The 22,831-nt window shown below is 65.3% G+C and carries 20 protein-coding genes; 7 read left to right on the forward strand and 13 right to left on the reverse strand.

Going from position 1 to position 22,831, the window contains the following annotated elements; genetic code table 11:
- Positions 1-101 precede the first annotated feature (101 nt).
- Complete coding sequence (locus WBP06_RS04495; protein WP_395332266.1) at positions 102-602, forward strand: VOC family protein; 501 nt, start codon at positions 102-104, stop codon at positions 600-602.
- Here WBP06_RS04495 and WBP06_RS04500 read toward each other — a convergent pair.
- Positions 589-1,626: a LacI family DNA-binding transcriptional regulator gene (locus tag WBP06_RS04500; protein ID WP_395332268.1), complete on the reverse strand. Its 1,038-nt coding sequence runs from the start codon at positions 1,624-1,626 to the stop codon at positions 589-591. The genes WBP06_RS04495 and WBP06_RS04500 overlap by 14 nt on opposite strands.
- Positions 1,627-1,886: 260 nt before the next feature.
- On the opposite strand from WBP06_RS04500, the gene WBP06_RS04505 reads away from it, so the two are divergent.
- Positions 1,887-3,074 carry an acyltransferase family protein gene (locus tag WBP06_RS04505; protein ID WP_395332270.1) on the forward strand — a complete coding sequence of 396 codons (1,188 nt, stop codon included), beginning with the start codon at positions 1,887-1,889 and terminating at the stop codon, positions 3,072-3,074.
- A 287-nt stretch (positions 3,075-3,361) separates the two neighbouring features.
- Here the strand turns inward: WBP06_RS04505 and WBP06_RS04510 are convergent, their stop codons facing one another.
- The 8 genes from WBP06_RS04510 to WBP06_RS04545 form a co-directional block, all read right to left on the reverse strand.
- Positions 3,362-4,531 carry a thiolase family protein gene (locus WBP06_RS04510; protein WP_395332272.1) on the reverse strand — a complete coding sequence of 390 codons (1,170 nt, stop codon included), beginning with the start codon at positions 4,529-4,531 and terminating at the stop codon, positions 3,362-3,364.
- A 4-nt stretch (positions 4,532-4,535) separates the two neighbouring features.
- Positions 4,536-4,940 carry a Zn-ribbon domain-containing OB-fold protein gene (locus WBP06_RS04515; protein WP_395332275.1) on the reverse strand — a complete coding sequence of 135 codons (405 nt, stop codon included), beginning with the start codon at positions 4,938-4,940 and terminating at the stop codon, positions 4,536-4,538.
- A 110-nt stretch (positions 4,941-5,050) separates the two neighbouring features.
- Entirely contained in the window at positions 5,051-5,974 is a 924-nt protein-coding gene (locus WBP06_RS04520) for a TIGR03619 family F420-dependent LLM class oxidoreductase (RefSeq protein WP_395332277.1), read from the reverse strand.
- 153 nt (positions 5,975-6,127) lie between these two features.
- Entirely contained in the window at positions 6,128-7,333 is a 1,206-nt protein-coding gene (locus tag WBP06_RS04525) for a CaiB/BaiF CoA transferase family protein (protein ID WP_395332279.1), read from the reverse strand.
- 148 nt (positions 7,334-7,481) lie between these two features.
- On the reverse strand, positions 7,482-8,630 hold the full coding sequence (locus tag WBP06_RS04530; RefSeq protein WP_395332281.1) for a CaiB/BaiF CoA transferase family protein: 1,149 nt from the start codon (positions 8,628-8,630) through the stop codon (positions 7,482-7,484).
- Positions 8,627-9,379, reverse strand: coding sequence for an SDR family NAD(P)-dependent oxidoreductase (locus WBP06_RS04535; RefSeq protein WP_395332284.1), 753 nt, complete (start codon positions 9,377-9,379; stop codon positions 8,627-8,629). Before WBP06_RS04535 ends, WBP06_RS04530 begins: the two co-directional genes overlap by 4 nt.
- The gene (locus WBP06_RS04540) at positions 9,376-10,806 is read right to left on the reverse strand and encodes an SRPBCC family protein (protein WP_395332287.1); all 1,431 of its coding nucleotides are present in this window, start codon (positions 10,804-10,806) and stop codon (positions 9,376-9,378) included. Before WBP06_RS04540 ends, WBP06_RS04535 begins: the two co-directional genes overlap by 4 nt.
- Positions 10,807-10,817: 11 nt before the next feature.
- Positions 10,818-12,104 (reverse strand): amidohydrolase family protein, encoded by a 1,287-nt coding sequence (locus WBP06_RS04545; protein WP_395332289.1) that lies wholly within the window; start codon positions 12,102-12,104, stop codon positions 10,818-10,820.
- 239 nt (positions 12,105-12,343) lie between these two features.
- Here WBP06_RS04545 and WBP06_RS04550 point away from each other — a divergent pair, with 239 nt between their 5' ends.
- From WBP06_RS04550 to WBP06_RS04570, 5 genes are all read left to right on the forward strand, one after another.
- Positions 12,344-12,676, forward strand: coding sequence for a 2Fe-2S iron-sulfur cluster-binding protein (locus WBP06_RS04550; RefSeq protein WP_395332291.1), 333 nt, complete (start codon positions 12,344-12,346; stop codon positions 12,674-12,676).
- Positions 12,677-12,782: 106 nt separating this feature from the next.
- On the forward strand, positions 12,783-14,120 hold the full coding sequence (locus tag WBP06_RS04555) for a cytochrome P450 (RefSeq protein ID WP_395332293.1): 1,338 nt from the start codon (positions 12,783-12,785) through the stop codon (positions 14,118-14,120).
- Positions 14,120-14,974: an SDR family NAD(P)-dependent oxidoreductase gene (locus WBP06_RS04560; RefSeq protein ID WP_395332295.1), complete on the forward strand. Its 855-nt coding sequence runs from the start codon at positions 14,120-14,122 to the stop codon at positions 14,972-14,974. The genes WBP06_RS04555 and WBP06_RS04560 overlap by 1 nt, the downstream gene beginning before the upstream one ends.
- Before the next feature lie 65 nt (positions 14,975-15,039).
- A complete protein-coding gene (locus tag WBP06_RS04565) occupies positions 15,040-17,397 on the forward strand; it encodes a TonB-dependent receptor (protein ID WP_395332298.1) in 2,358 nt (785 codons plus the stop codon).
- A 211-nt stretch (positions 17,398-17,608) separates the two neighbouring features.
- The gene (locus WBP06_RS04570; protein ID WP_395332300.1) at positions 17,609-19,921 is read left to right on the forward strand and encodes a TonB-dependent receptor; all 2,313 of its coding nucleotides are present in this window, start codon (positions 17,609-17,611) and stop codon (positions 19,919-19,921) included.
- A gap of 120 nt (positions 19,922-20,041) precedes the next feature.
- Here WBP06_RS04570 and WBP06_RS04575 read toward each other — a convergent pair whose 3' ends face one another.
- The 4 genes from WBP06_RS04575 to WBP06_RS04590 all read right to left on the reverse strand — a co-directional run bounded on the left by WBP06_RS04575 (position 20,042) and on the right by WBP06_RS04590 (position 22,822).
- On the reverse strand, positions 20,042-20,350 hold the full coding sequence (locus WBP06_RS04575; protein WP_395332302.1) for a YdeI/OmpD-associated family protein: 309 nt from the start codon (positions 20,348-20,350) through the stop codon (positions 20,042-20,044).
- 253 nt (positions 20,351-20,603) lie between these two features.
- A complete protein-coding gene (locus WBP06_RS04580; protein WP_395332305.1) occupies positions 20,604-21,404 on the reverse strand; it encodes an alpha/beta fold hydrolase in 801 nt (266 codons plus the stop codon).
- A gap of 4 nt (positions 21,405-21,408) precedes the next feature.
- Positions 21,409-21,900, reverse strand: a complete 492-nt coding sequence (locus tag WBP06_RS04585; RefSeq protein WP_395332307.1) for a flavin reductase family protein — start codon at positions 21,898-21,900, stop codon at positions 21,409-21,411.
- A gap of 28 nt (positions 21,901-21,928) precedes the next feature.
- Positions 21,929-22,822, reverse strand: coding sequence for a LysR family transcriptional regulator (locus tag WBP06_RS04590; protein WP_395332310.1), 894 nt, complete (start codon positions 22,820-22,822; stop codon positions 21,929-21,931).
- Positions 22,823-22,831 lie beyond the last annotated feature (9 nt).

A 22,831-nucleotide genomic window follows, 5' to 3' on the forward strand; every position in this document is an offset into this window, starting at 1 on the left:
ATCGACAGGCAAGCATGCCGCCGAAGCAGGCAAGCCGTGCCGATTGCCCGTTCGCGGTGGCCCGCCGATAGTCGCGGCCAGATCGCAAGGGAGAGCAGGCCATGATCCGGGGTATCCACCATGTGGGCGTGAATTGCCGGGATATCGGCCGGATGAAGCGCTTCTATTGCGAAGCTTTCGGGTTCGAGCCGGTGGACGACGGGTTCGGCTGGTCGGAAGAGCCGGTGATGGACCTGATCGTCGATCTGCCCGGCTCCGCCGCGAAAGGCGTGATGCTACGGGCGGGGCAGTGCTATCTCGAACTCTTCGAATATTCCGCGCCGCCTTCGGATATCGCACGGCCGCTACGCCCCAACGATCGCGGCTACACCCACATGTGCATCGACGTGACCGATATCGAAACCGACATCGTCCACCTCAAGGCCTGCGGCATGACCTTCAACGATCGCGATTTCGTGGACGTGGGCCACGTGCGCACGCTCTATGGCTATGATCCCGAAGGCAACGTGATCGAGGTGCAGCAGTGCATGCCGGCCAACGGCTTCACGCTGGAGGAACTGCACGCAGCGAACGCCGCCAAAGGGACGGTCAGCGCGGCATAGCGGCAGCCTGCGCAAGCGCCACTTCGCCGATGGGCGCGACGGAGGCGCGCAGGACCGGGCTGGCGTCGAAGCCGGTCTCCTCCACGGATAGCGGCTGCATTTCGCTGGAGAGGTGCATCACGGCCGCATAGCCCATGCGATCCCATGGCACATGCACCGAAGCGAGCGGCGGCACGGTCATCGCCGCCAGCGGCGTATCGTCGAACCCGGCCACGGACAGCTGATCCGGCACCGCGATCCGCATCCCGGCCGCGGCGGCGAGGGCGCCTGCGGCCATCTCGTCATTGCAGGCGACGATGGCGGTGGGGCGGGGGCTCAGTTCCAGCAGCAGGCATGCGGCCTCCATCCCGGAAGCGAAGGAATTGTCGCCGGGGGCCACCAGCCATGGCCCGCGATCCAGCCCACGCGCCGACAAGGCATCCTGATAACCCAGGGTCCGTTGCCGTGCCGCACGCGATTCTTCCGGGCCGGCGATCAGGCCGATGCGGCGGTGGCCGTTGTCGAGCAGCCAGCGCACCAGTTCGGCCATGGCCGCGCGCTCGTCATGGGCGGGTGCGGCTTCACTCTGTTCCTGGCCCAGCCGGATGCAGCGCGTGCCGGCCGCCCGGCAGACCTCGGCAAGATCGTCCCGCTCGGCCAGCGGCGGCAGAAGCACCACGCCGGCGGGTGAATGGCGATCCAGAAACGCGCGAAGGCCAGCGGCTTCTTCGTGCCGCAGGGGGCAGAGGACCAGCGCCAGTTCGCCGCCTTCCATCGCCCGCACCATCCCGGTTTCCACTGCGTCCCGGATGCCGCGATCCGATCCGTTATGGACCAGCGCGACCAGGAAACTGCGCCGCAGCGCCAGCGCGCGCGCCTGTGCATTGGGCACGAAGCCAAGCTGGGCGATCGCCGCCTCCACCCGCGCGCGCATCCGGGCGCTGACGTCCGGCGAATTGTTGATGAAGCGGCTGATCGTCTTCTTCGACACCCCGGCAATCCGGGCGACATCGTCCATCGTGGGGCGTGGGTTCGTCGGCGTCATGCCGCCATGATGGCGGGGCCTGCGTGCCACCCCAAGGCCAGTTTGATCCGTTCCGGATGGACTGCGGAATCGCCCCCCGAATGTGCGATCCGCGCGGGGTCGCGCGCCAAACGCGACGGAATGATACAACCCCGTCATTGCGGAAAAGCGCAGAAATCCCTAAGTGGGCCCCAATGTCATAGGCCGTGCCGCAAGCCCGGCGCTTGAGTAGTGTGAGCCGCGTTCCCGCCGTGTGGAACCGCCATTCCCATTGGAGAACGATGAAGCCCGCCCCGTCGCAACGCCACTATGGAATGGATTGGCTGCGCGTTGGCGCCTTCGTTCTGCTGATCTTCTATCATGTCGGCTTCTCGTTCACGCCGTGGGGTTTTCAGACCCCCACGCGCGGTGTGGTGAGCTGGGCGGAGATCCCGCTGCTGGGCCTCAGCGCGTGGCGTCTGGCGCTGCTTTTCGCGATTTCCGGCTATGCCAGCGCGGCGCTGCTGAAGAAGGACGGCAACAACCGCGTCTTCCTGAAAAGCCGCCTGCTGCGCCTTGGCATTCCGTTGCTGTTCGGCCTGACCGTGGTGGTGCCGCCGCAGCCCTACATGGGCCTGATCAATAGCGGCTACGAGCACGGCTACGGCTATTTCCTGTTCCATGACGCCTTCAGCTTCCGCAAGGTGGGCTACGAAGACCTGCCGGCGACCATGCACTTGTGGTTCGTGATCTACCTGCTGGTCTACACGCTGCTGTTGTGTGCCGGGCTGATGTTCCTGCCCGATGCATGGCGGGCGTGGATGCGCGAGAAGGCGGAAAAGCTGCTGTCCGGCCCGCTGATGCTGCCGCTGGGCATCGTGCTGATCTTCGGCATCCGCATGTTCTACGATGGCTGGACGGACATCCACAGCCTGTTCGTGGATCGCGCGGCGCACCTCCATTACTTCGGCATGTTCCTCTACGGCTTCCTGCTGCGCGGGTCCGAGCCGATGCGGCAGGCAATCGCGAAGCAGTGGAAGACGGCGCTGGTGCTGGGCGTGCTGGGCTATGCCTGGGTGATCGGCGATACGCTGCTGTGGCCCGGCAACACGCCGACCCCGGCGGAGTGGGAGCAACCGCTGTCCTTCGCCAAGTCCGTGCAGTGCTGGGGCACGGTGATCGCGCTGTTCGGCATTGCCGATCGCTACTGGAACTTCGACAGCAAATGGCGGCCGATGCTGGTGGAGGCGGTATTCCCGATCTACATCGCGCACCAGACGGTGATGGTCTTCGTCAGCTATGCCATTCGCGACATGGGCCTGACCGCGCTGCCGGAATTCCTGACGCTGTGCTTCAGCGTGGCGGGGGGATCGTGGATATTCTACCTGATCGGTCGCGAGATCGGCCCGCTGCGTCCGCTGATCGGGCTGAAGCGCCATCGCGCGCCGCGCAAGGTGGTGGAGAAGGTTGCGGTTTCGACGGCGGCTTGAGGGGGGTAGAGGCGGTCAACGTCTCTGACCGGCGCGCTCATCGCTAGTCGCCACATTCGTCTCCAAACAACAAACCCGTCATCCCCGCGTAGGCGGGGATCCCGCTTCTTCTTTGATCCACAGTGCTGCGGCTCAAGGAAGCGGGGCCCCCGCATTCGCGGGGGCGACGAGGTAATTTGTTGCAGGCCAGTGGCCGCCCGATGCGGGAAGCCACCCGGCTGAGGTCGCGGCGAAACTCGAAATCCCCCGGCCTCGCAGGAGGAGAGCCCGCGAGGCCGGAAGGTCGATCAATCCCGCGCCAGCAGCAGTGCCGCCGCCATCGGGCCGCCGCCCGAGGTCGCCACCGCCACCTTGGGATCGCCGGCGATCTGCCGCCCGGTGGCCGTGCCGCGAAGCTGGTTCACCGCCTCATGCGCGAAGCCGAAGCCATGCAGGCGCCCGGCGCCAAGCTGGCCGCCGAAAGTGTTCAGCGGCAGTTCGCCATCCAGCGCGATGCGCGTGCCGCCCTCGATGAACTTGCCGCCTTCGCCCTTTTCGCAGAAGCCCAGCCCTTCCAGCCAGGTGATCGGCAGGAACGCGAAACCGTCGTAGAATTGGGCGGTGTCCACGTCCTTCACCGCGTAATCGGTGCGGGTCCAGAGGTCCGCGCCGGTCTCATAGGCGGCGGGCCATTCGACTTGATCCCATGAGTAGCGATCGACCGATCCGGACATGGCGGCCACGCGCACAGGCGTGGTTTTGACGTCGCCCAGCGCATCTCCGGCAGAGACGATCACCACGGTGGAGGCATCGGAGAAGCGGTCGCAATCGTAGAGGCAAAGCGGCGTGGTGATCATTCTTGCGGACATGTACTTGTCCAGCGTCAGCTCTTCCTTGGTGATCGCCCTAGCGCGCGGGTTGCGCATGGCGTTCTTCGATCCGTTGATGGCGATCTGGCCAAGCTGTTCGCGCGTCAGGCCATAGCGATGCATGTGCCGCGCTGCGTATTGCGCGGTCCAGCAGGCGGCGGAGGTGGCCCAGAAGGGGCTGGTCCACTGCGAGGAGCCGGTGACGGTATCCTGCCGTGCGCCGGACATATAGGTGCCCGGATCGGCCATGCCGCCGGCTTCGTAAACGGTGCGAAAGCAGATCGCGTGGCGGACGAGGCCCTGCTTCACCGCCATCACCGCCGCGCCGATGGCGGCAAGCTGGGCGGGTTGTTCGGCAGCGCCGAGGTGCCATTTGGACTTGATGCCCAGCACTTCGATCAGATCGTCACTGCTGACGGGGGAGAAGGCGGTGTAGCCGTTCATCTTGCCGGGATACGTGAACACGCCGTCGATCTGCGAGAGCGTCAGCCCCGCGTCGGCCAGCGCCTCGCGCACGGCGTCTACCGTCAGCAGCAACGGGTGGCGCGGCAGGCGCACGCCGACTTCGGACTGGCCGAGGCCGGTGATATAGGCTTCCTTGCTGGCCATCGGATCAGTCCGCCTTCTCGAAGAGGGGGTAGAAAATGCCGTCCTGCTCTTCGAACACGACGCGGACCTTGTCCTCAAAGTCGACGGCGTCGACGGGGCAGTTCACGATGTTGGTGGTCAGGTAGACCCCCGGCGCGCCGTCCAGCTTCACGCGGGCGATCACATAGGGCACTTCCAGATCCTTGGCCCAGGGCTGGTGGTTTACGGTGAAGCTGTCGATCGTGCCGGTGCCGGGCACCGCGTGGGGCGCGATGTTTTCGGACTGGCAATGACGGCAGAGCAGGCGCGGCGGATGGGTGAATTCACCGCAATCGCCGCACTTCACGATGTTCAGCTTGCCTTCGCTGCCGCCCGTCCAGAACGCGGTGTTCTCCTGGTCCAGCTTCGGCCTTGGCCGCGGTGGATTCATCGTATCTCTCCCAATTCGTTGGGATGAGAAGTCCGGCGCAGGGGCTGCCGCGTCAAGGCGGGTGCGGGATTGATCGTGGCAGCGCTTCAATGGGGGCTTTAAGGGGCGCTTCACGAAACGGCAGGCATGATCTCCTCGGCGATCCACTGGGTGTAATCGCGATAGGCCTCGATGCCGGAAAGCGGCGGGATCGGGATCGAACTCCACGTAACGCCAAGGTCGGCCAGTTCGCCGAGGCGGGCGATCAGTTCCTGCTTCGACTGGCCGGGGCGGGCGCGGGGATCGGCGTCCAACACCTTGTGTCCCTCGCCGACGCGGGCGGTGGAGATGCCGTAGAACACGTCCGAGAGTTGCCCGTTGTAGTCTGGCTGCGATCGGATGAAGTCCAGCCGCTGCGGGATCGTCTCGGGCTTGGTCAGGAACGGCCACCAGCCTTGTGCGTGGCGCGCAGTGCGCTTCAGCACGGCATCGGCATCGCCGCCGAACCACACCGGGATATGCGGCTTCTGCACCGGCTTCGGTTCGAAAGCGACATCGCGGAAGGAGACGTACTTGCCCTCGAATGCCGGGTTTTCCTGAGTCCAGAGCGCGAGGATGGCCTGGATGTACTCGTCTGCCATGGCCCCGCGTTCGTGGAACGGAATGCCCAGCAGGGCGAACTCCTCCTCCAGCCAGCCGACGGCGAAAGTGATCGTCACCCGGCCGGAGGAGAGCCAGTCCATCGTCGCCAGCGCCTTGGCGGTGACGATCGGATGCTGCGCCGGGAGGATGGCGATGCAGGAGTTGACCCGCACACGCTCGGTCGCCCCGGCGAAGTGGCTCATCGCGGTGTAGGCATTGAAATAGAATGGACCGGAGAGATCGACATGACGCTTCGGGATCACGTGATGCTCGGGCACAGCGATCATCTCGAAGCCTAGCTTTTCCGCCCATTTCGCCAGTGCCGTCTGATCGGCGCCAGTGACGGCCAGTTCCCAGGGCTGCATCGTCGCCTTGAGTTCCAGCATGTGCGGCATCGCGAATGCGAGTTTCATTGGATCCCTCCCTATTGCCGACCTGACGGTCGGATGCGGCACCGGCCCACTCCCCCACCCGACCTCCCAACAGGGTACACTCGTGGGAGGTCGGGTGGGGGAGTGGGCCGGTGCCGCATGAAATGCCCGGATGGGCATTTCACAGTCCAACCCTCAGTCGATCACTTTGCGGGCGATCAGATCGTCCATTTCGCTTTCGGACAAGCCCAGAAGGTCACGGTAGACGTATGCGTTGTGTTCGCCGAGCAAGGGGGCACCGCGTTCGACGGTGGGGCCATCGGGGCTGATCCGCCATGATGGGCCGATGATCGGGCGGGTGTCGTTGCGATGGTCGCTGACCATGCGGAACGCCTCCCGCTGCCAGAGGAAGGCGTCCGAGCAGAGGTCCATCGAACTCATCGCCTTGAATGCGGGAACGCCTGCATTTCTGAGCTTTTCGGCCAATTCTGCGGCGTCGTGAGCGCGGGTGAGCGCCGCGAGTTCGGTATCCAGTTCGTGACGATGGGCCAGCCGTCCCGAGAGGCTGACGAAGCGCGGATCGGCGGCGAGGGCAGGGGCTTCGAGCCCGTCGCACAGCGCGCGCCATTCGGCTTCGTTCGCCACCGCGATACTTGTCCAGCTGTCGCCCGCGCAGGGGTAGAAGCCGTGCGGACACATCTCCGGATGGAAGTTGCCATCCGCTTGCGGCACGACTCCTGTCACGCTGGCGGCAAAGAGGCTGTCGCCGACGAGGCTGGTCATCGCTTCCACCGCCGAAAGGTCGATGAACTGGCCTTCGCCGGTGCTTTCGCGGTGATGCAGTGCCGCCACGCAGGCCAGCGCGGCGAGGGCGCCGGCGGTGGAATCGCCGTAGCGGATGTTCATGCCCTTCGGCGTCTCGCCCTCATGCCCGACCAGCGCGGTGAGGCCCGAAAGCGCGGCGAAGCAGGGAGCGTAGCCGGTCTGATAGCCCAGTGGGCCATCGGTGCCCCACATCTTGATCGCGCACTGGATCAGGTCCGGCTTGATCGCCTTGAGGCTTTCGTAATCGAGCCCGGACCGCTCCATCGCGCCGGGGCGGATGTTGTCGATCAGGATATCGGCGCTGGCGATCATGCGCTTGACGAGGTCCAGCCCCTCGGCGGTCTTCATGTCGACTTGGACCGAGAGCACTTCCTGGTTGATCGAGAGGAAATAGGGCGCCGCATCGATGTCCACGCCGCCATAGGCGCGCATCTCGTCGAGGTTGGAGCGGGATTCGATCTTGATCACTTCCGCGCCGAGGTGGGCGAGCAGTTTGCCCGCGTAAGGGCCGGCCCAGACTTTGGTGAGTTCGACCACGCGGATGCCGGATAGGGGGCCTTTTCGGTCGGCGGTCATGCGGTCCTCCCCGGTGCGGGGAGGTGGCAGCGCGAAGCGCTGACGGAGGGGAGGTGCGTCCTGACCTGGCCGTTGCGGTGGGGCGCGAATCCCCTCCACCACCCTTCGGGCGGTCCCCCTCCCCGTATCGGGGAGGACTTGCTCGCGCTCATGCGGTTGCCTCCTGATTGGCGCCGAGGCTGGGCGCGGGGTTCCGTACGGAGGCAGGCGTGGCGCTCATGCGATAGGCGGCGGTGGGGTAGGATACCGCACCGAGCGCCGGATGCACTGCCTGCTGAAAGAACCCGCGATGGGCGAATTGTTCGTGGCGGGGCAGGTCGGTGGCCGTCTGCACCGGCACCATGGCGACGCCGGCCTTCTGCGCGGCTTCGGTGATCGGGTGCTTGTCCTGCTGAGCGATCCATGCGGAGAAATGTTGGCGGAACACGGCCACGTTCGGCGGCGTGCAGTCGAACTCCAGCCAGTCTTCGCGCAGTTCGTCCGCCCAGGCCGGATCGCCCATCAGCGCGCAGAGGCCTTTCCAGTGCGCTTTCGTGGTCATCAACAGGAAGACGTGGCCATCCCGGCAGGCGAAGGAGGTGCCGGGGCCGCCCATGTCATAGGCGGTGCGTGCATCGCTGGGTTCGGCCTCGCCCGCCAGCATCCTATCGAGCACGCAGTCGATGCGGTTCAATTGCACTTCGACTTCGGAGAGGTCGACGAACTGGCCCTGACCTGTGCGGCGCAGGCGAAGCAGTGAGGCCATGGTGGCCAGTGCAGCGTCGATCCCGGCTTCGTAGTCGGAAAGGAAGCGGCCGGCGCCCTTCAGCGGGGGCTTGTCGGCGGGCGTTTCGCTGGGGCTGTGATAGGCCCAGCCACCGGCGGCGATGACGTTGATCGGGCGGGCGGTTTGCCACTCGGCCGGCGCGCCTTGGCCGAACGGCGTGACCAGCGTGTGGACCAGCTTCGGATATTCGGCGGCGACCATTTCGGGCGTGAGGCCCATGCCCCGGCACCAGCCGGTATCGTGATCGTCGATCAGGGCATGGGCACGGGCGAGCAGACGGTCCAGCACTGCGCGGTCGGCGGCGTCGGCAAGGTTCAGCACGACCGACTTCTTGTTGGTGTTGAGATAGGCGAACAGCGTCGATTCCCCCGCCGCGAACGGCCCCATCGCGCGGGTGGGGGCGCCGCCGGGGCGCTCGATCTTGATCACTTCCGCGCCGAGATCGGCCAACAGCTTGCCGGTGTATTCGCCGCTGACCCGCTCGGCGGTCTCGATCACGGTCAGCCCATCGAGGGCGCCTCTGCTCGTCATAAGGACTGCCCGTCATCGATGGTGAAGGTGGCTCCGGTCACTTGCGCGGAGGCGTCGGAAAGCAGGTAGAGCAGCATCGGCGTCAGCGCTTCGGCATCGAGCAGGCGGCGGCGGTGGAGGCCGGCAATGTCGGCCTTTCCGCGCTCGCTGGCGAACCAGTCCGTGTTGATCTCGGTGGCGATCCAGCCGGGCTGGATGGTGTTGACGTTGATCCCCTGCCGCACCCAGTCGCGCGCCAGTTGCCGCCCGAGGTGGGCGAGGCCCGCCTTGGTTGCGGCGTACATGGCATCGCCGGTGCCGTTCTGCTGCGCGGTGATCGAACCGATCAGCACCACGCGGCCCCGGCCATGCTCGCGGCTGCCCCCGGCGATCAGCCGCCGCGCGCCTTCGCGGGCGACCAGCATTGTGCCCAGCAGGTTGGTGTCGAGCACGCGCCTGAGGTTGTCTTCGGACACATCGGTCGAACGACCCCCGGTGCCGACGCCTGCGTTGCAGATCACGCCGTCGATCGTTCCGAACTGTGCCTCCGCTGCGTCGAAAGCGGTACTGACGGATGCCTCGCTGGTGACGTCGAGTTCGACGGCCAGCGCGTTACCCAGTTCGGCGGCCAGCGCCCCGCAGCGGTCCACCCGCCGCGCGCCCAGCACGACGCGGCCCCCGGCGGCGGCAATGGCGCGCGCGAAACCGGCGCCGATCCCGGAGGAGGCGCCGGCCACGAAAACGGTGCGACCTGCAAGGGAGAAACTCACGGCCGCTGCAAGGCCTGGAAGTCGGGATGATAGGGCGGCATCGCCATGTACTTGTCGATGGTCTGTTCGAAATGGCGCACGCGCACTTCCTGATAATCGCCCAGGGTCAGGCCGGGCTTGGCGCTGGCTTCCAGCCCTTCCTGCTGGGCGTAGAGGTTATCGGTATCCTGATCCAGAATATGGCCGAAACCGGGGTCCATGCCCTCCGCCTCGGCAAACGACTGGTGATCTTGCAGGATTTCGACTTCCGCCGTTTCCACCTCGCTGCCGTCCTTGGGCTTGGGGCGCATGAACATCACTTCGTAGATCGTGCGGCGATGGTCGCGCGCGTCTGGGCGGAAGCGGTAGATCATCGGCAGCGAGATGCCGGGGAACAGGAACAGGTTCGGGAAGAACGTGTAGCTGTAGGTGTCCAGCAGTTCGGTGTCCGAAACATGGCTGAGATCGGTGTTCGTCGCCGTCTCGAACATGTCGCGGAACATGTCCGCCATCACCTGCCGCGCGCGTTCGCCGGCCTTGAGTTCGGGCTTGCTGCCGCCGAGCGAGGAACTGTCGCCCAGCGTGAAGTTGGCGATGATGTCCGCCTCGCTGTACTTGTCGCGCAGCTTGGGGCTCACGACGCCCAGCGTAGAGATGAAGCGGTCCACGTGATCGCCATAGACGTCGTACTGCGAGTTCACGTCGCCATTGGCGGGCGCCACTTGCGGGTGGGTGTCGCCGACGTGGTAGGCCTCCATGAAGGCTTCCATCGTCAGCTTCCAGTTGGCCGGATAGCTCTTCTGGACGTGGAGGTAGATGTAGCGGTCCTCCAGCTTCCACGCCTTGAGATGGGCCAGCGCCTCGGCGCCGAGGTAGTCCTCAAGGCTGGGCGCGGCGGGGTCTATGTTGACCCAGACGAAGCCGCCCAGCCGCTCCACCCGCGCTTCGGGCAGGCACATCTTCCGCGTGGCGGTATGCGCGAAGTCCCACTTTTCGGGGATTTCCTTCAGCGATCCGTCCAGGTTCCAGGTCCAGCCGTGGAACGGACACTTGAGGTTCGCGGCGAAACCAGCGGTGCCAGAGGGTTTCAGCTTGGTGCCGCGATGGAGGCAGGCGTTGAAATAGGCGCGGATTTCGTCGTCGTCACAGCGCGTTACAACGAACGAGTATTGGCCGATGTCGTAGACGTAATAGTCGCCCACTTCGGGAATGTGATCCTCACGGCAGGCCATCTGCCAGGTGCGCGTCCACATTCGCTCGAACTCGCCCTTGGCGAAGGCGGGATCGGTATAGCGTTCCTTGGAAACGTCCTCGCTGCCGAGGTAGTGATAGCTTTCGCTGGCGGCCCAGGCGGGGGCGGCGTTGCGGTCCGCGGCGATGATGTCCTGCGTGGATTCGGCGGGGCAGCGGGCTTCGCCGGGCTGCAGCGTTCCGGTGACGACGTTCATTCTGGGGCTCCTTATTCCGCCGCTTCGAGCGTCGGCGTATTCGCGCGCACGGCGAGGGCGGGGCTGATTTTCTGGACCACGCCGTCCTTCATCACGAAGGAGACCTTTTCCGGCCCGGCGAGGATGGAAATGTCGGCGATCGGATCGCCGTCGATCAGAATCAGGTCGGCCAGCTTGCCCGGCTGCAGCGTGCCGAGTTCGCCGCCGTATCCCATGGCGAGGCCGCCGTTGCGGGTGGCGCAGACCAGCGCCTCTGCTGGAGTGTAGCCGTAGAAATCGACGAAGGATTTGAGGTCGCGGCCCTGCGTGCCCTGCGGGCTCCAGCCGAAGCCGTAGTCGCCGCCGATCAGGTGGCGGATGCCGCGCCTGCGCAGTTCGGTGTGCGTTTTCAGCGAATTTTCCAGCAGGTCCGGGATGTTCATGTACCCGCCGACTTCGGGCGAGAGGCCGTGCGCCGAAGCCTCGCCCGCCATGATCTGCGCGAAAAGGCCGACGGTGGGCACCACGAAGATGCGGTCCCGCGCCTCCTCCATCATGTCCAGCAGTTCCTCGTCTGCGTATTCGCAGTGGAACAACCCGTCCACGCCCGCGCGGATGCAGTGTTTGGACCCTTCGATGGAGCGGGTGTGGGCGTTGATCTTGCGGCCATAGGCATGGGCCGTTTCGGCGGCGACGCGCACTTCCTCGAAAGTCATGGGCGTCGTGTTGCCGGGGGTGCCGGGGTAGAACGGGTCGCCCGAGACATCGAGCTTCACATTGTCGATCCCCTCGCGGCAGTGGAGGCGCACGGTCTTGCGCATCTCTTCCACCCCGTCGACGATGGCGGAGGGGCCTTGCCTCGGATTGTGCAGCTTGCTCTCATCCCCCATCGCGCCGGTGACGGAAATTTCCAGGCCACCGGCACGGATGCGCGGGCCGGGAATGCGGCCGGCGTTCACTTCGTCCCGCACGGCGACGGCGAGCTTCAGCTTGGCTTCGGAGGCGCCGTAAGCGCTGGTGAAGCCCGCCTCGATCAGCGCCTTGGCACCGCGCGCCGCCGTGAAGACCTGGGTTTCGGGGCAGGGGGTGATCAGGTCCTCGGTCGCGCAGACGTTCTCGAAAGAGAGGTGCGCGTGGCCTTCGACCATGCCGGGCATGCAGAACTGGCCGGTGCCATCGATCACCACGTCTTCCGGCCGCGCGGTCGTCGGTTGGCCCACGGAGATTACGCGGTTGCCCTCGACAACGAGGTCTCCCTTGATCGCGGCCTTTCCTGTCCCGTCGAATATCGTGGCGTTCTGGATCAGTGTCCGTCCCACGTTCTTTCTCCTGCTGGCCACGGGTGTTGTCGCGGCTCTCGCTCCGCAGGTTAGGAGCGGCGGCGGGCGCGGCAAATGACGGGCCGGGCAGAGGGCTTGTCCTGTATGGGAACGTCACCCCGCTTCGCGGTGGCGGTTTTCCCGCTGGGGCAAGTCGCAGGGCATGGGGAGCGCTTTGCGTGGGCCCGGGCCTGCGGCATCACCTGTGAAAATCAAGCGAAGAGGACCGGGCCGGATTTATGGGCAACCTTCATGTCACCATGACCGACATCGACGGCGTGAAGCACGAATTTTCCGATGTGGATGCGGGCGTCAGCCTGATGGAACTGGGCCGCGCGCGCGGGGTCGCCGGGATCATGGGCGATTGCGGCGGCGGCTGCGCCTGCGCCACTTGCCACGTCTATGTCGCGCAGGATTGGTGGAACGAAGTGGGCGAGCCCGACGATGTGGAATTCGCCATGCTCGACATGGTGGCGGACGTCATGAAGGACACCAGCCGCCTGGGCTGCCAGATCAAGATGAGCGACGATCTGGACGGGCTGGAAGTCACCGTGGCGCCTGCTTCCGGCTAATGAGAGTGTGCCCCTCGGGGCAAGCCTGGGTTCGAGGGCGGGCATGGCTGGCCGTCGCTGTCCGGTCCATAAAAGATCGCAAAGACACAGAATACGGAACAGGTAGATGGCAACGTCAACGCAAATTGGGGCAACCGAAGATCGCGTCAGTGAGCGCAAGGAACTGACGGCCGACGAACAGGTGCTGCTCGATAGCGGCTCGCTGGCCGATACCGCGATCCAGGCGCAGCCGAACCAGTTCTATCGCGCGATGCGCCACGGCGATCCGATCCACTATGACGAACGGCTCGGCTCCTGGCTGGTGACGCGGCACGAGGATATCTCGAAGATCCAGTCCGATCCGGTCACCTTCTCGGTCAAGCACGGCTATTCGGAACAACAGGCGCGCGGCATGCGCGAGGAGTTCCAGGCCTATCTTGAGGAACATGGCGGCGGCTATTTCCCCGATGCGATAATGTCGGATCCGCCCTATCACACCCGCATCCGCCGGCTGATGGAACAGGCCTTCACCGCGCACCGCGTGAAGGAATTGGAGCCGCGCATCACCGAAGTCGTGCGCGATGTGATCGCTGGCGTCGCCGCGCGCGGAGACGGCGAGTGCGATGCCGTGAAGGACATTGCCATCCCGCTCACCATCCGCGTGATCGTCGAGCAACTCGGCCTCGATCAAGGTATGGAGGAGAAGATCTCCCGCTGGTCGGTCGCGGTCACCGCGCAGATCGGCGCGATGCAGAGCCGCGAGACGATGCTGGCCAATGCCGCGCAGATTGCCGAATTGCAGCAGTATCTGATCGCCAAGATGAAGGAGCGCGAGGCGAACCCGTCGGAAGACATGCTTTCCGATCTGGTCCATGCCGAAGTCACCAATGAGGATGGCGGCAAGGAAAAGCTGACCTTCGCAGAGGCCGTCTCGCTGGTGCGCGCCACGCTGATCGCCGGGAACGACACGACCGCGACGGCGATCGGCAACTTGTTCTACGTGCTCACCACAAGGCCCGGCATGGCCGAGCTGCTGGAAAGCGTGGTGGACGATGACCGCCAGCTCAATCGCTTCATCGAGGAGCATCTGCGGGCCGAGCCGCCCGTCCGCGCGCTCAGCCGCATGACCACGCGCGAGGTTACCGTGAACGGCACGACGATCCCGGCGCACGCGCATATGCTGCTGGTCTACGGATCGGGCAACGATGACGAGACGGTGTTTCCGGAACCGCGCAAGTTCGACATCACTCGCACCAATCTGGGCCGCCATGTCGCCTTTGGCGGCGGCCCGCACCGCTGCGTCGGCCTCGCCCTCGCGCGCATGGAAGTGAAGGTGGCCGCGCGGGAGATCGCCCGGCAGATGAAGAACCTGAAGCTGGCGATCCCGGAAAGCGCCATCCGCTACACCCCCACCGTCGCCACGCGCACTATCGAGTCGCTGCCGATCACGTTCGAGGCACGCTGATGGAACTGGCAGGCAAAGTCGCCGTCGTCACCGGCGGGGCCAGCGGCATCGGCCGCGCCACCGTGGAACTGTTCGTGGCGGAGGGGGCGAAAGTCGTCATCGCCGATATCGCGGACGAGGCGGGCGGTGCGTTGGCCGAAAGGCTGGGTGCTTCGGCAGTCTATCAGCGCACCGACGTGGCCGATCCGGCGGCGGTGGAGGCGATGATCGACCTTGCCGTCTCTCGCTTCGGTGGGATCGACGTGCTGTTCAACAATGCGGGCATGTCTTGCGGCGCGTTTCCCAGCTTCCTTGACGATACGCTGGAGGATTTCGACCGGGTGATGCGCGTCAATGTGCTGGGCCCGATGCTGGGCACGCGCAATGCGGCGCGGATCATGGCGAAGCAAGGTAGAGGCGGCGTGATCCTCAACAACGCGTCGATCGCGGGCACGCTCGCGGGCCATGCGATGATGACCTATCGCGCGTCGAAGGCGGCGCTGGTGCAGTTCTCCAAGTCATCCGCCATCGACCTTGCGCGGCATGGCATCCGCGTGAACTGCATCGTACCGGGGCATGTGCGCACCGAACTGTCCTCGTTTGGCGAAAAGGGCGCGGATTCCGGGCTTGCCACGCGGATCGAGGAGGGGGTGAACGCCGTCTACCTCTCCAACCAGCTGATCAAGCGCCGGGGCGAGCCGGAGGATGTGGCGCAAGTGGCGCTGTTCCTTGCCAGCGACCGTTCGCGCCACATGACCGGCGCAGTGATCCCGGTGGAAGGCGGGGTGACCGTGGGCGATCCGGTCAACCATCTGGAACAGATTTTCGACGCTCGCGCCGCGGCATTCGCGGCGATGGAGCGCGTGGAAGGCTGAAGACCTCGAACGCGAGGCAACGGCATTGGAAGCGGCGAGTGCCACTTCCGGGGAGGAGAGGGAACATGAGGAACTGGCTGAAGGCCGCGCTGGCGGCCGGCACCGTGCTGTCGGGCGCGAACGGCGCTCAGGCGCAGGACGCCGCGCCATCGGGCGGCGTTACCATCCATGAAGGCGATATCGTCGTCACCGCGCGGCGACGGGATGAAAGCCTGTCCACCGTGCCGGCGGCGATCACCGCTCTCAACGCCACCGATCTGGTCGAGCGGGGGGTAAAGACCGATTCCGACCTGCAACGCATCGCCCCGGGCCTGACGATCCGCCAGACGCAGGGCAACAACTCGCTGACGTACTCGATCCGTGGACAGTCGGCGGACACCTTCTCGGGCTCACCCTCGGCGGTGATCGCCTACCTCAACGAAGTGCCGCTGACGATCAACAGCGCCTCCTCGTTCTACGATCTTGAGAACGTGCAGGTGCTGAAGGGGCCGCAGGGCACGCTGTTCGGCCGCAATGCCACCGGCGGCGCGGTGCTCTACAATTCGGCCAAGCCCAGCGACAAGCTGGAGGCGGCGCTGACCGGCCGCGTCGGCAATTACGACATGTGGGAAGGCGAGGGGATGCTGAACGTCCCCGTGTTGGCGGACAGGATCCTGCTGCGCGGCGCCTTCGACGTGATCCGCAAGGACGGCTATATCCGCAACCTGCTGAACGATGAACGGCTGGGGGATATCCGCCGCGACAGCGGCCGCGTGACGCTGACGGTGAAGCCCACCGACACGATCAGCAACACCACGATGCTGCAATATACCAACACGCGCGGCACCAATACCGGCGCCTCGTACACCTACAGCGTCTATTCCTGCGGCCAGACCAACAACGGCTATGCGCTCACCTGCGGGGCGGGATCGCTGTTCGGGCCGGGGCTGGATGCGATCACCGGCGCAGGCTCCTGGGCCGCCTACCTCGCCGCCCATCCGGATGCCTATGCCCCGGGCCTGGTCGATTACGTGAACGAACAGCGCCGCATCGGGCCTTACAAGACGCGCCACCCGGGCGGGGCCAGCCACCACGGCAAGGACTGGTTCGTCACCAACACCACCGAGTTCGAAATCAGCGACGACATGACGCTGCGCAACATCTTCGGCTGGTCCGATTCGAAGACCCGGTCCGAACAGCCACAGCTGGGCGCGCCCTTCGTCACGATCCTCACTGCCAATGCGCCGGCGGGCGAATACGGCAACCAGCTCAAGGTCCGCTCCGTGTCCGAGGAATTGCAGCTGGTCGGCAATACGATGGACGGCAAGCTGGACTATATCTTCGGCTATTACTTCCAGAACCAGCGCAGCGATACGCTCTGGCCGCAGACCTATTTCGACGTGTCGCCGATCATTCCGCCCAGCTACGTCACCAACAACTTCCGCACGCGCAACCGGACCAACGCCGTCTACGGGCAGGTCTCCTACGAGGTGGTGCCCGATTTGAAGCTGACCGGCGGGCTGCGTTACACCTGGGAGCGCGTTTCGATCGCGCAGCTTCCGGCCGCGACCTACACTTATGGCGCGCCGGACCAGCAGAAGACCTTCTCCGACCCGTCGTGGGAAGTGGGGCTGGAATACAAGGTCACGCCGGAGTGGTTCGCCTATCTCAAGACGCGCGGCTCGTTCCGCTCGGGCGGGTTCAACGGCGCCGCGCCGCCGGTCAACGCCACCGCGACCGAGGGCGGCAACCTGTTCGGTTCAGAGCATACGCAGGATATCGAGGGCGGCGTGAAGTTCTCAGGCGAAATTGCCGGCCGCGCCGCCAACTTCGCCAGCGCCGTGTTCATCCAGTGGGTGCAGGACGTGCAGCGCGTGGAATTCCCCGATCCGGACGGTCCGGGCGGGCTCGCCTCGATCGCGGTGACCGCCAACGTGCCGTCCGAACGCATCTGGGGCTTCGAGGCGCAGGGCAACTTGCGCCCGGCGGACTGGCTGGAGATCGGCGGTTCGGCGGCCTATACCAACGCCACGTTTACCGATGGCAATATCGAACTGTTCGGCACGCCCTATTCCTACGGGCCGGTGGGGGACACGCCGAAGTTCTCCGGCACCGCCTATGCGCAAGTGTTCCTGCCGGTGGGGGAGGATGCCGGCGAGGTTTCCCTGCGCGGTGATCTCTATGGCCAGACCGCGCAGTATTTCTCCAACGCGGCGGATTCGATTGCGCCGGGGACCAAGCTGCCGGGCTATGTGCTGGTGAACGGCCGGCTGGACTGGAACAAGATCATGGGCTCCAACTTCTCTGCCGCGCTCTTCGCCAAGAACCTGACGGACAAGGCCTATTTCGTCGGCGGCATGACGCTGGCCGCCGCGCTGGGCCACAACGCCGCCGCCGTGGGCGAACCGCGCACGTACGGGCTGGAGATTAACTACAAGTTCTGAATTACCGGCGGGTTGGCAACGCATTTGTTGCGAACCCGCCAATTGCCCATTCAATCCATCATGGATGTGAAAAGCGTTGCCCAATTGCATCGCTGAATTGGAAATCATCGCCCTGAATGTTGCCCGGACTGGCGTGTGAAGTTCTTGTAACGGAAATGTAACAGCGCGTTTCTAGCTGCCCGTTCGGCTCAACCCATAAGGGACTCCCCCCGTGCGACACATTTCCTGCCTTCGACCCGCCCTTCTTCTTGGCTCCGCGCTGGCATCGCTCGGCTTTGCCGATGCCGCCCTGGCGCAGGATGCGACCGATGCGGCACCTGCAGCCAGCGAAGGCCTGGGAGAGATCGTCGTAACGGCCGAGCGTCGCCGTGAAAACCTGCAGGACGTGCCGGTTTCGGTCGGCGTGCTTTCGGGCGATCAGCTGCGCAATTTCCAGGCGGCGGGCGATGACATTCTCTCGCTGGCCGGCCGCGTGCCCGGCCTTTACGCCGAAACCACCACGGGCCGCATCTTCCCGCGCTTCTACATTCGCGGCCTTGGCAATATCGACTTCTACCTTGGCGCCTCGCAGCCGGTCTCGATCATCCAGGACGATGTCGTGCTGGAGCATGTGGTGCTGAAGTCCAACCCGGTCTTCGACATGGACCAGGTGGAAGTGCTGCGCGGCCCGCAGGGTTCGCTGTTCGGCCGCAACACCACGGCGGGCATCATCAAGTTCGACACGATCAAGCCGAACACCGATCACTGGACCGGCCGCGCCAGCGCCAGCTACGGTTCGTACAACACCGTCTCGTTCGACGGCGGCGTGGGCGGCCCGATCATCCAGGACTTGCTGGCGATCCGCGTCTCCGCGCTCTACCAGCGCCGCGACGACTGGGTGGACAACACCTATGATGGCCCCAGCGCCGACGGCACCGTCTCGCCCAAGAAGGATGCGATGGGCGGTTTCGAGGAACGCGACGCACGCGTGCAGCTGCTGCTGGAACCGGCGGGCAGCGGTTTCTCGATGCTGACCAGCTTCCACGCCCGCAAGTACGACGGCACCTCCACGATCTTCCATCGCGGTGCCTTCACCAAAGGTTCGAACGACGTTTCGGACACGCCGCGCGACGAGGTTGCGCTGGACGAGGCGCACAACAACCCGCAGGCCTATGACACCTACGGCGCGTCCAACCGCGTCGCGATGGACTTCGGTCCGGTCACGCTGACCTCGATCACCGCATGGGAAACGACCTCCGGCTACAGCCGTGGCGATACCGACGGCGGTGCGGCGGCGGACTTCCCGGTTAACGGCGTGCCCAACGGCTATGGCCAGTCGCAGGGCAACGTGCGCGATCTGGACCAGCTGAGCGAGGAACTGCGCCTCGCCAGCAATGGTGATACCCGCTTCAAGTGGCAGGTCGGCGCAATGTGGTTCGATTCGCGCGACATCACCGACTTCTACCAGCGCGCCTATTTCCTGACGCCGCCGGCCAACAACCCGAACAACTGGGTGCGCCTGCGCAACGTCAACACCAGCTGGGCGTTCTTCGGCCAGGCCAGCTATGAACTGGTGGACGGCCTGACGCTGACCGCCGGCGCGCGCTATACCAACGACACCAAGAAGACCCGCCTGATCAAGACCGCCGACACTGCCGCCGGCGCGGTGACCTACAAGGGCCGCTACAATGTGCGCCTGTCGGATGAGAAGCCCAGCTGGGACGTCAGCCTGAACTACAAGGTGAACCCGGACGTCAGCGTCTATGCGCGCGTCGCCACCGGCTTCCGTGGGCCCACCATTCAGGGCCGCTCTGCCGTGTTCAACTCCGACTTCACCACGGCGGATTCGGAAACGATCCTGTCGGGCGAAGCCGGCATCAAGACGCAGTTGTTCGACAACAAGGTACGCTTCAACCTCTCGGGCTTCGCCTATCGGGTGAAGGACATTCAGCTGAACGGCAACGACGCCGATGGCAACGGCGTGCTGTTCAATGCCGACAAGGCGCAGGCCTACGGCATGGAAGCCGAACTGGAAGCGCGCCCGGTTCCGAACCTGACGCTGACCGCCGGCCTCAGCCTGCTGCATACCGAGATCAAGGACAAGAACGTCTACGCCCAGGTCTGCGCGCTGAACGGCGTAGTGGTCTGCACGGTGGAAGATCCGACGATCACGGTGGCGGGCAAGGGCGTCTTCGCGCAGATCGACGGCAACCCGCTGCCCAACGCGCCGAAGTACACCGCCAACGTCACCGCCCGCTACGACGTGCCGCTGGGTAATGGCGGATCGCTGTTCGCGGCGACCGACTGGATGTTCCAGGGCTACACCAACTTCGTGCTCTACAAGACCAAGGAGTTCTATTCGAAGGGTGACTTCGAGGGCGGCCTGAAGATCGGCTACTCGGCCCCCGGCGGCCAGTACGAGATCGCGGCCTTCGCCCGCAACATCACCAACGAGAAGAACCTGAAGGGCGTGATCGAGAACTACATGGCCGCGGTGTTCAACGAACCGCGCGTGATCGGCGCCTCGATCTCGGGCAAGTTCTGATCTGAAAGCAGGGGCCGGGGATTGTTTCGGCCCCTGCTTTGATCGCTCCCGCCCTCCAACACACACCGCTCATCCTGAGCTTGTCGAAGGATGGGAGCCCGGCGCCACGCTACCGCCAGCTCACCGCGCCTTCTTCTGCTTCTCGATTAACACGGCCTGCTGCCACTTGCTCGGCGCCTTGTCGGTGCGGTGAATGCAGCCGGGCCAACAGCAGGGGCGCTTCTTGCCCTCGACCAGTTCCTCGCAAGTCCGCTCGATCCGGCGCTGACGGGTTTTCGCCTGCTTCGCATCATCCACCCAGCAGATGAACTCGTTCCGACCGAGCGGCGTCAGGTTTTCCCATAGCTGCAGGACGTCCGGGTCCGCGCGCAACGCGGTTTGCAGGTCTTCGCCTGCTTCGTGGACGGTGCCATGTGCAAAGGCGTTCAACGCGAAATCTCCAACCAGTAGGACGGTAAGTCGTGAGGGCTGAACCTGACTGCCAGGCGGCGATATGTCCACGCCTGAAGTCCGCGTATCATCCTCCCCATCGTCGTCCTGTGCGAGGGCGGGGGCCCCGCTTTCCTTCTGCAACCTCTCGTGTGCCGCAAGAAAAGCGGGATCCCCGCCTTCGCGGGGATGACGGTGATTGGGATCAATCGGTTGGAGGATGGCTTGGCGCGTCAAGGAAAGGGGGGCGGGATTAGCCCAGAAACGCCGCAATCTCTCCCGCCAGCACTTCGGGAATTTCGAGGTTGAGCAGATGCCCGGCCCCGGCATGGTCGATGCGCGCCACGTTCTGTCCGGCGCCGGCAATGAGTTCGGCAATCAGGCGAAAGTCCTCGGTGTCGCGCTCACCCGTCAACAGCAGCGTCGGTACGGAAAGGTCGGTCAGGCGGTCCACTTCGGGCAACTCTGCGCGCTGGTCGTCCTGCGCCCATTGGCGGCCGGGGAACGCTTCGATCGACGCCTTGAGATGCGCCGCCGCTTGCGGAATTTCGCGTGTGCTGTCGAACAGGGGATGGTGCCACCAGAGTTCGCGCGCGGCCGCCATGTTTCCGGCGCGGGCGGCACGGCCCATGGCTTTCCAGCGGTCTATCCAGTCGCTTGTCCATGACCAGCCCAGCATCAGCGGGCTCACCAGAATGAGCCGTCGCACGTGGTCCGGATGGTCGAGCGCGAAGTGCAGAACGTTGCCGCCTCCCATTGAAAGACCGCAAAGGTCTGCGCGCTCAATTTCCAGCGCGTCGAGCAGGGCTAGGAGATCGTCGGCGTGGGAGAACGGCACGCCGGGCTCTGCCGTGGAGGCGCCGAAGCCGCGCGCGTCGTAGGCGATCAGCGGCCGTTCCGGGGGCAACGCGGCGATCACCGCGTCCCAGTCCTGCCATGACCCGCCGAAGCCGTGGGCCAGCACCAGCGGCGTGCCGGCATCCTGGCCAGTCCCTTCGCGCCGCACGCCGGCGAGCGTTCCGCCCGGCAGGTCGATGCGAAAGTCCTGCATCATCGCGTCACATCCGCTCTGCAAAACCGCCGTAGCGCCCCTTGTGGAACAGCATCGGATCGTCTTCGCGCACGGTTTCCATGCGCAGCACTTCGCCCAGCACGAACCAGTGATCGCCCGCTTCGGTCACCGAATAGAGGCGGCATTCGATCGCCGCGATCGAGTTGGCGATGATCGGCAGGTTGTGCGCGGACACGGTATATTCCACGCCCACGAACTTCTCCGCGCCCTTGGCAGTGACCGCGCGGGCGACGTTCGCCTGATCGCTGGCCAGCACGTTCACGCAGAAGTGGCCCGCCTTCTCGATCAGCGGCCACGAGGTGGAGCGGCGGTCGGGGAAGAAGCCCACCAGCGGCGGATCGAGCGAGACGGAGGTGAACGATCCCACCACCATGCCCGCCGGGCGGTCTTCGTCCAGCGCGGTGATCACGCAGACTCCGGTGGGATAGCTGCCCAGAACCTTGCGGAATTCGGCCGGATCGATGGTCGTCGTGGTCACTGTGCGTGCTGTCCCTGAATATTGCCAGTCATGGCGTGAGAACTCCCTCCATGCGCCTGACGGTTTCGTCAAGCCACTGCCGGAACGCCACTACGCGGGGGAGCTTGCGGATGTCTTGGTGCGTGACGAACCAGAAGCTGCGCAGGATGCGCTTTTCGGGCAGCACGGGCACCAGCTGCGGATCGCCATCGGCCATGAAGCAGGGCAGCACGCCAAGCCCGGCGCCGCTGGCGATCAGGCTCTGCTGCGCGGTGATGCTGGGGGAGCGGATCGTGGCGCGCAGGCCGCCGTGGATCTCGTCCAGATAGCGCAACTCGGGCGCGTAGATCAGGTCCGGGATATAGCCGACCAAGCCGTGGCCTTCGAGCAGGTCCGCCGGGCGTTGCGGCGTACCGTGCCGCTCCAGATAATCGAGGCTGCCATAGAGCGCGAGCGTGTAGTCGGACAGTTTGTGCGCCACCAACGGCCCGGTGCGCGGGCGCGAGAGCATGACGGCCACGTCCGCCTCGCGCCGGCCGGGGCTGAGGAAGCCGCTGGACGCGACAAGGTCGATGGCAAGACGCGGATGGGCGGACTGGAATTCGGGCAAGTGGCGGGCGAGGAACCAGCAGCCGAACCCTTCCGATGTGCTGATGCGCAAGGTTCCCGACAGTCCGTCGCTCTGGTCTGCCCGCTCGCTGATCCGCCCTGCGGCGCTGGCCATGGATTCCACCGACGCGAGCAGAGCCTCACCCGCTTCGGTCAGGTCCTGCCCGCTGCGGGTCTGTTCGAACAGGCGGGTGCCCAGTGCGGCTTCCAGCCTGCGCAGGCGGCGCCCCATCGTGGTGGGGTCCACGCCCAGCGCGCGCGCCGCAGCGGCGAGTTGCCCCGCCCGGGCGATGGCGAGGAAGGCCTGGTAGTCGCTCCAGTCTATGGTCGGCATCGGTAAGGC

The organism is Novosphingobium mississippiense (assembly GCF_044029535.1).
GTDB lineage: Bacteria > Pseudomonadota > Alphaproteobacteria > Sphingomonadales > Sphingomonadaceae > Novosphingobium.

Bases quoted from the DNA above. Each gene is read 5' to 3' on its own strand.
- WBP06_RS04580 (WP_395332305.1), bottom strand. From the start codon at position 21,404: ATGATGCAGGACTTTCGCATCGACCTGCCGGGCGGAACGCTCGCCGGC.
- WBP06_RS04515 (WP_395332275.1), bottom strand. From the start codon at position 4,940: ATGAATCCACCGCGGCCAAGGCCGAAGCTGGACCAGGAGAACACCGCG.
- WBP06_RS04505 (WP_395332270.1), top strand. From the start codon at position 1,887: ATGAAGCCCGCCCCGTCGCAACGCCACTATGGAATGGATTGGCTGCGC.
- WBP06_RS04560 (WP_395332295.1), top strand. From the start codon at position 14,120: ATGGAACTGGCAGGCAAAGTCGCCGTCGTCACCGGCGGGGCCAGCGGC.
- WBP06_RS04540 (WP_395332287.1), bottom strand. From the start codon at position 10,806: ATGAACGTCGTCACCGGAACGCTGCAGCCCGGCGAAGCCCGCTGCCCC.
- WBP06_RS04495 (WP_395332266.1), top strand. From the start codon at position 102: ATGATCCGGGGTATCCACCATGTGGGCGTGAATTGCCGGGATATCGGC.
- WBP06_RS04565 (WP_395332298.1), top strand. From the start codon at position 15,040: ATGAGGAACTGGCTGAAGGCCGCGCTGGCGGCCGGCACCGTGCTGTCG.
- WBP06_RS04520 (WP_395332277.1), bottom strand. From the start codon at position 5,974: ATGAAACTCGCATTCGCGATGCCGCACATGCTGGAACTCAAGGCGACG.
- WBP06_RS04500 (WP_395332268.1), bottom strand. From the start codon at position 1,626: ATGACGCCGACGAACCCACGCCCCACGATGGACGATGTCGCCCGGATT.
- WBP06_RS04510 (WP_395332272.1), bottom strand. From the start codon at position 4,531: ATGGCCAGCAAGGAAGCCTATATCACCGGCCTCGGCCAGTCCGAAGTC.
- WBP06_RS04525 (WP_395332279.1), bottom strand. From the start codon at position 7,333: ATGACCGCCGACCGAAAAGGCCCCCTATCCGGCATCCGCGTGGTCGAA.
- WBP06_RS04530 (WP_395332281.1), bottom strand. From the start codon at position 8,630: ATGACGAGCAGAGGCGCCCTCGATGGGCTGACCGTGATCGAGACCGCC.
- WBP06_RS04555 (WP_395332293.1), top strand. From the start codon at position 12,783: ATGGCAACGTCAACGCAAATTGGGGCAACCGAAGATCGCGTCAGTGAG.
- WBP06_RS04590 (WP_395332310.1), bottom strand. From the start codon at position 22,822: ATGCCGACCATAGACTGGAGCGACTACCAGGCCTTCCTCGCCATCGCC.
- WBP06_RS04550 (WP_395332291.1), top strand. From the start codon at position 12,344: ATGGGCAACCTTCATGTCACCATGACCGACATCGACGGCGTGAAGCAC.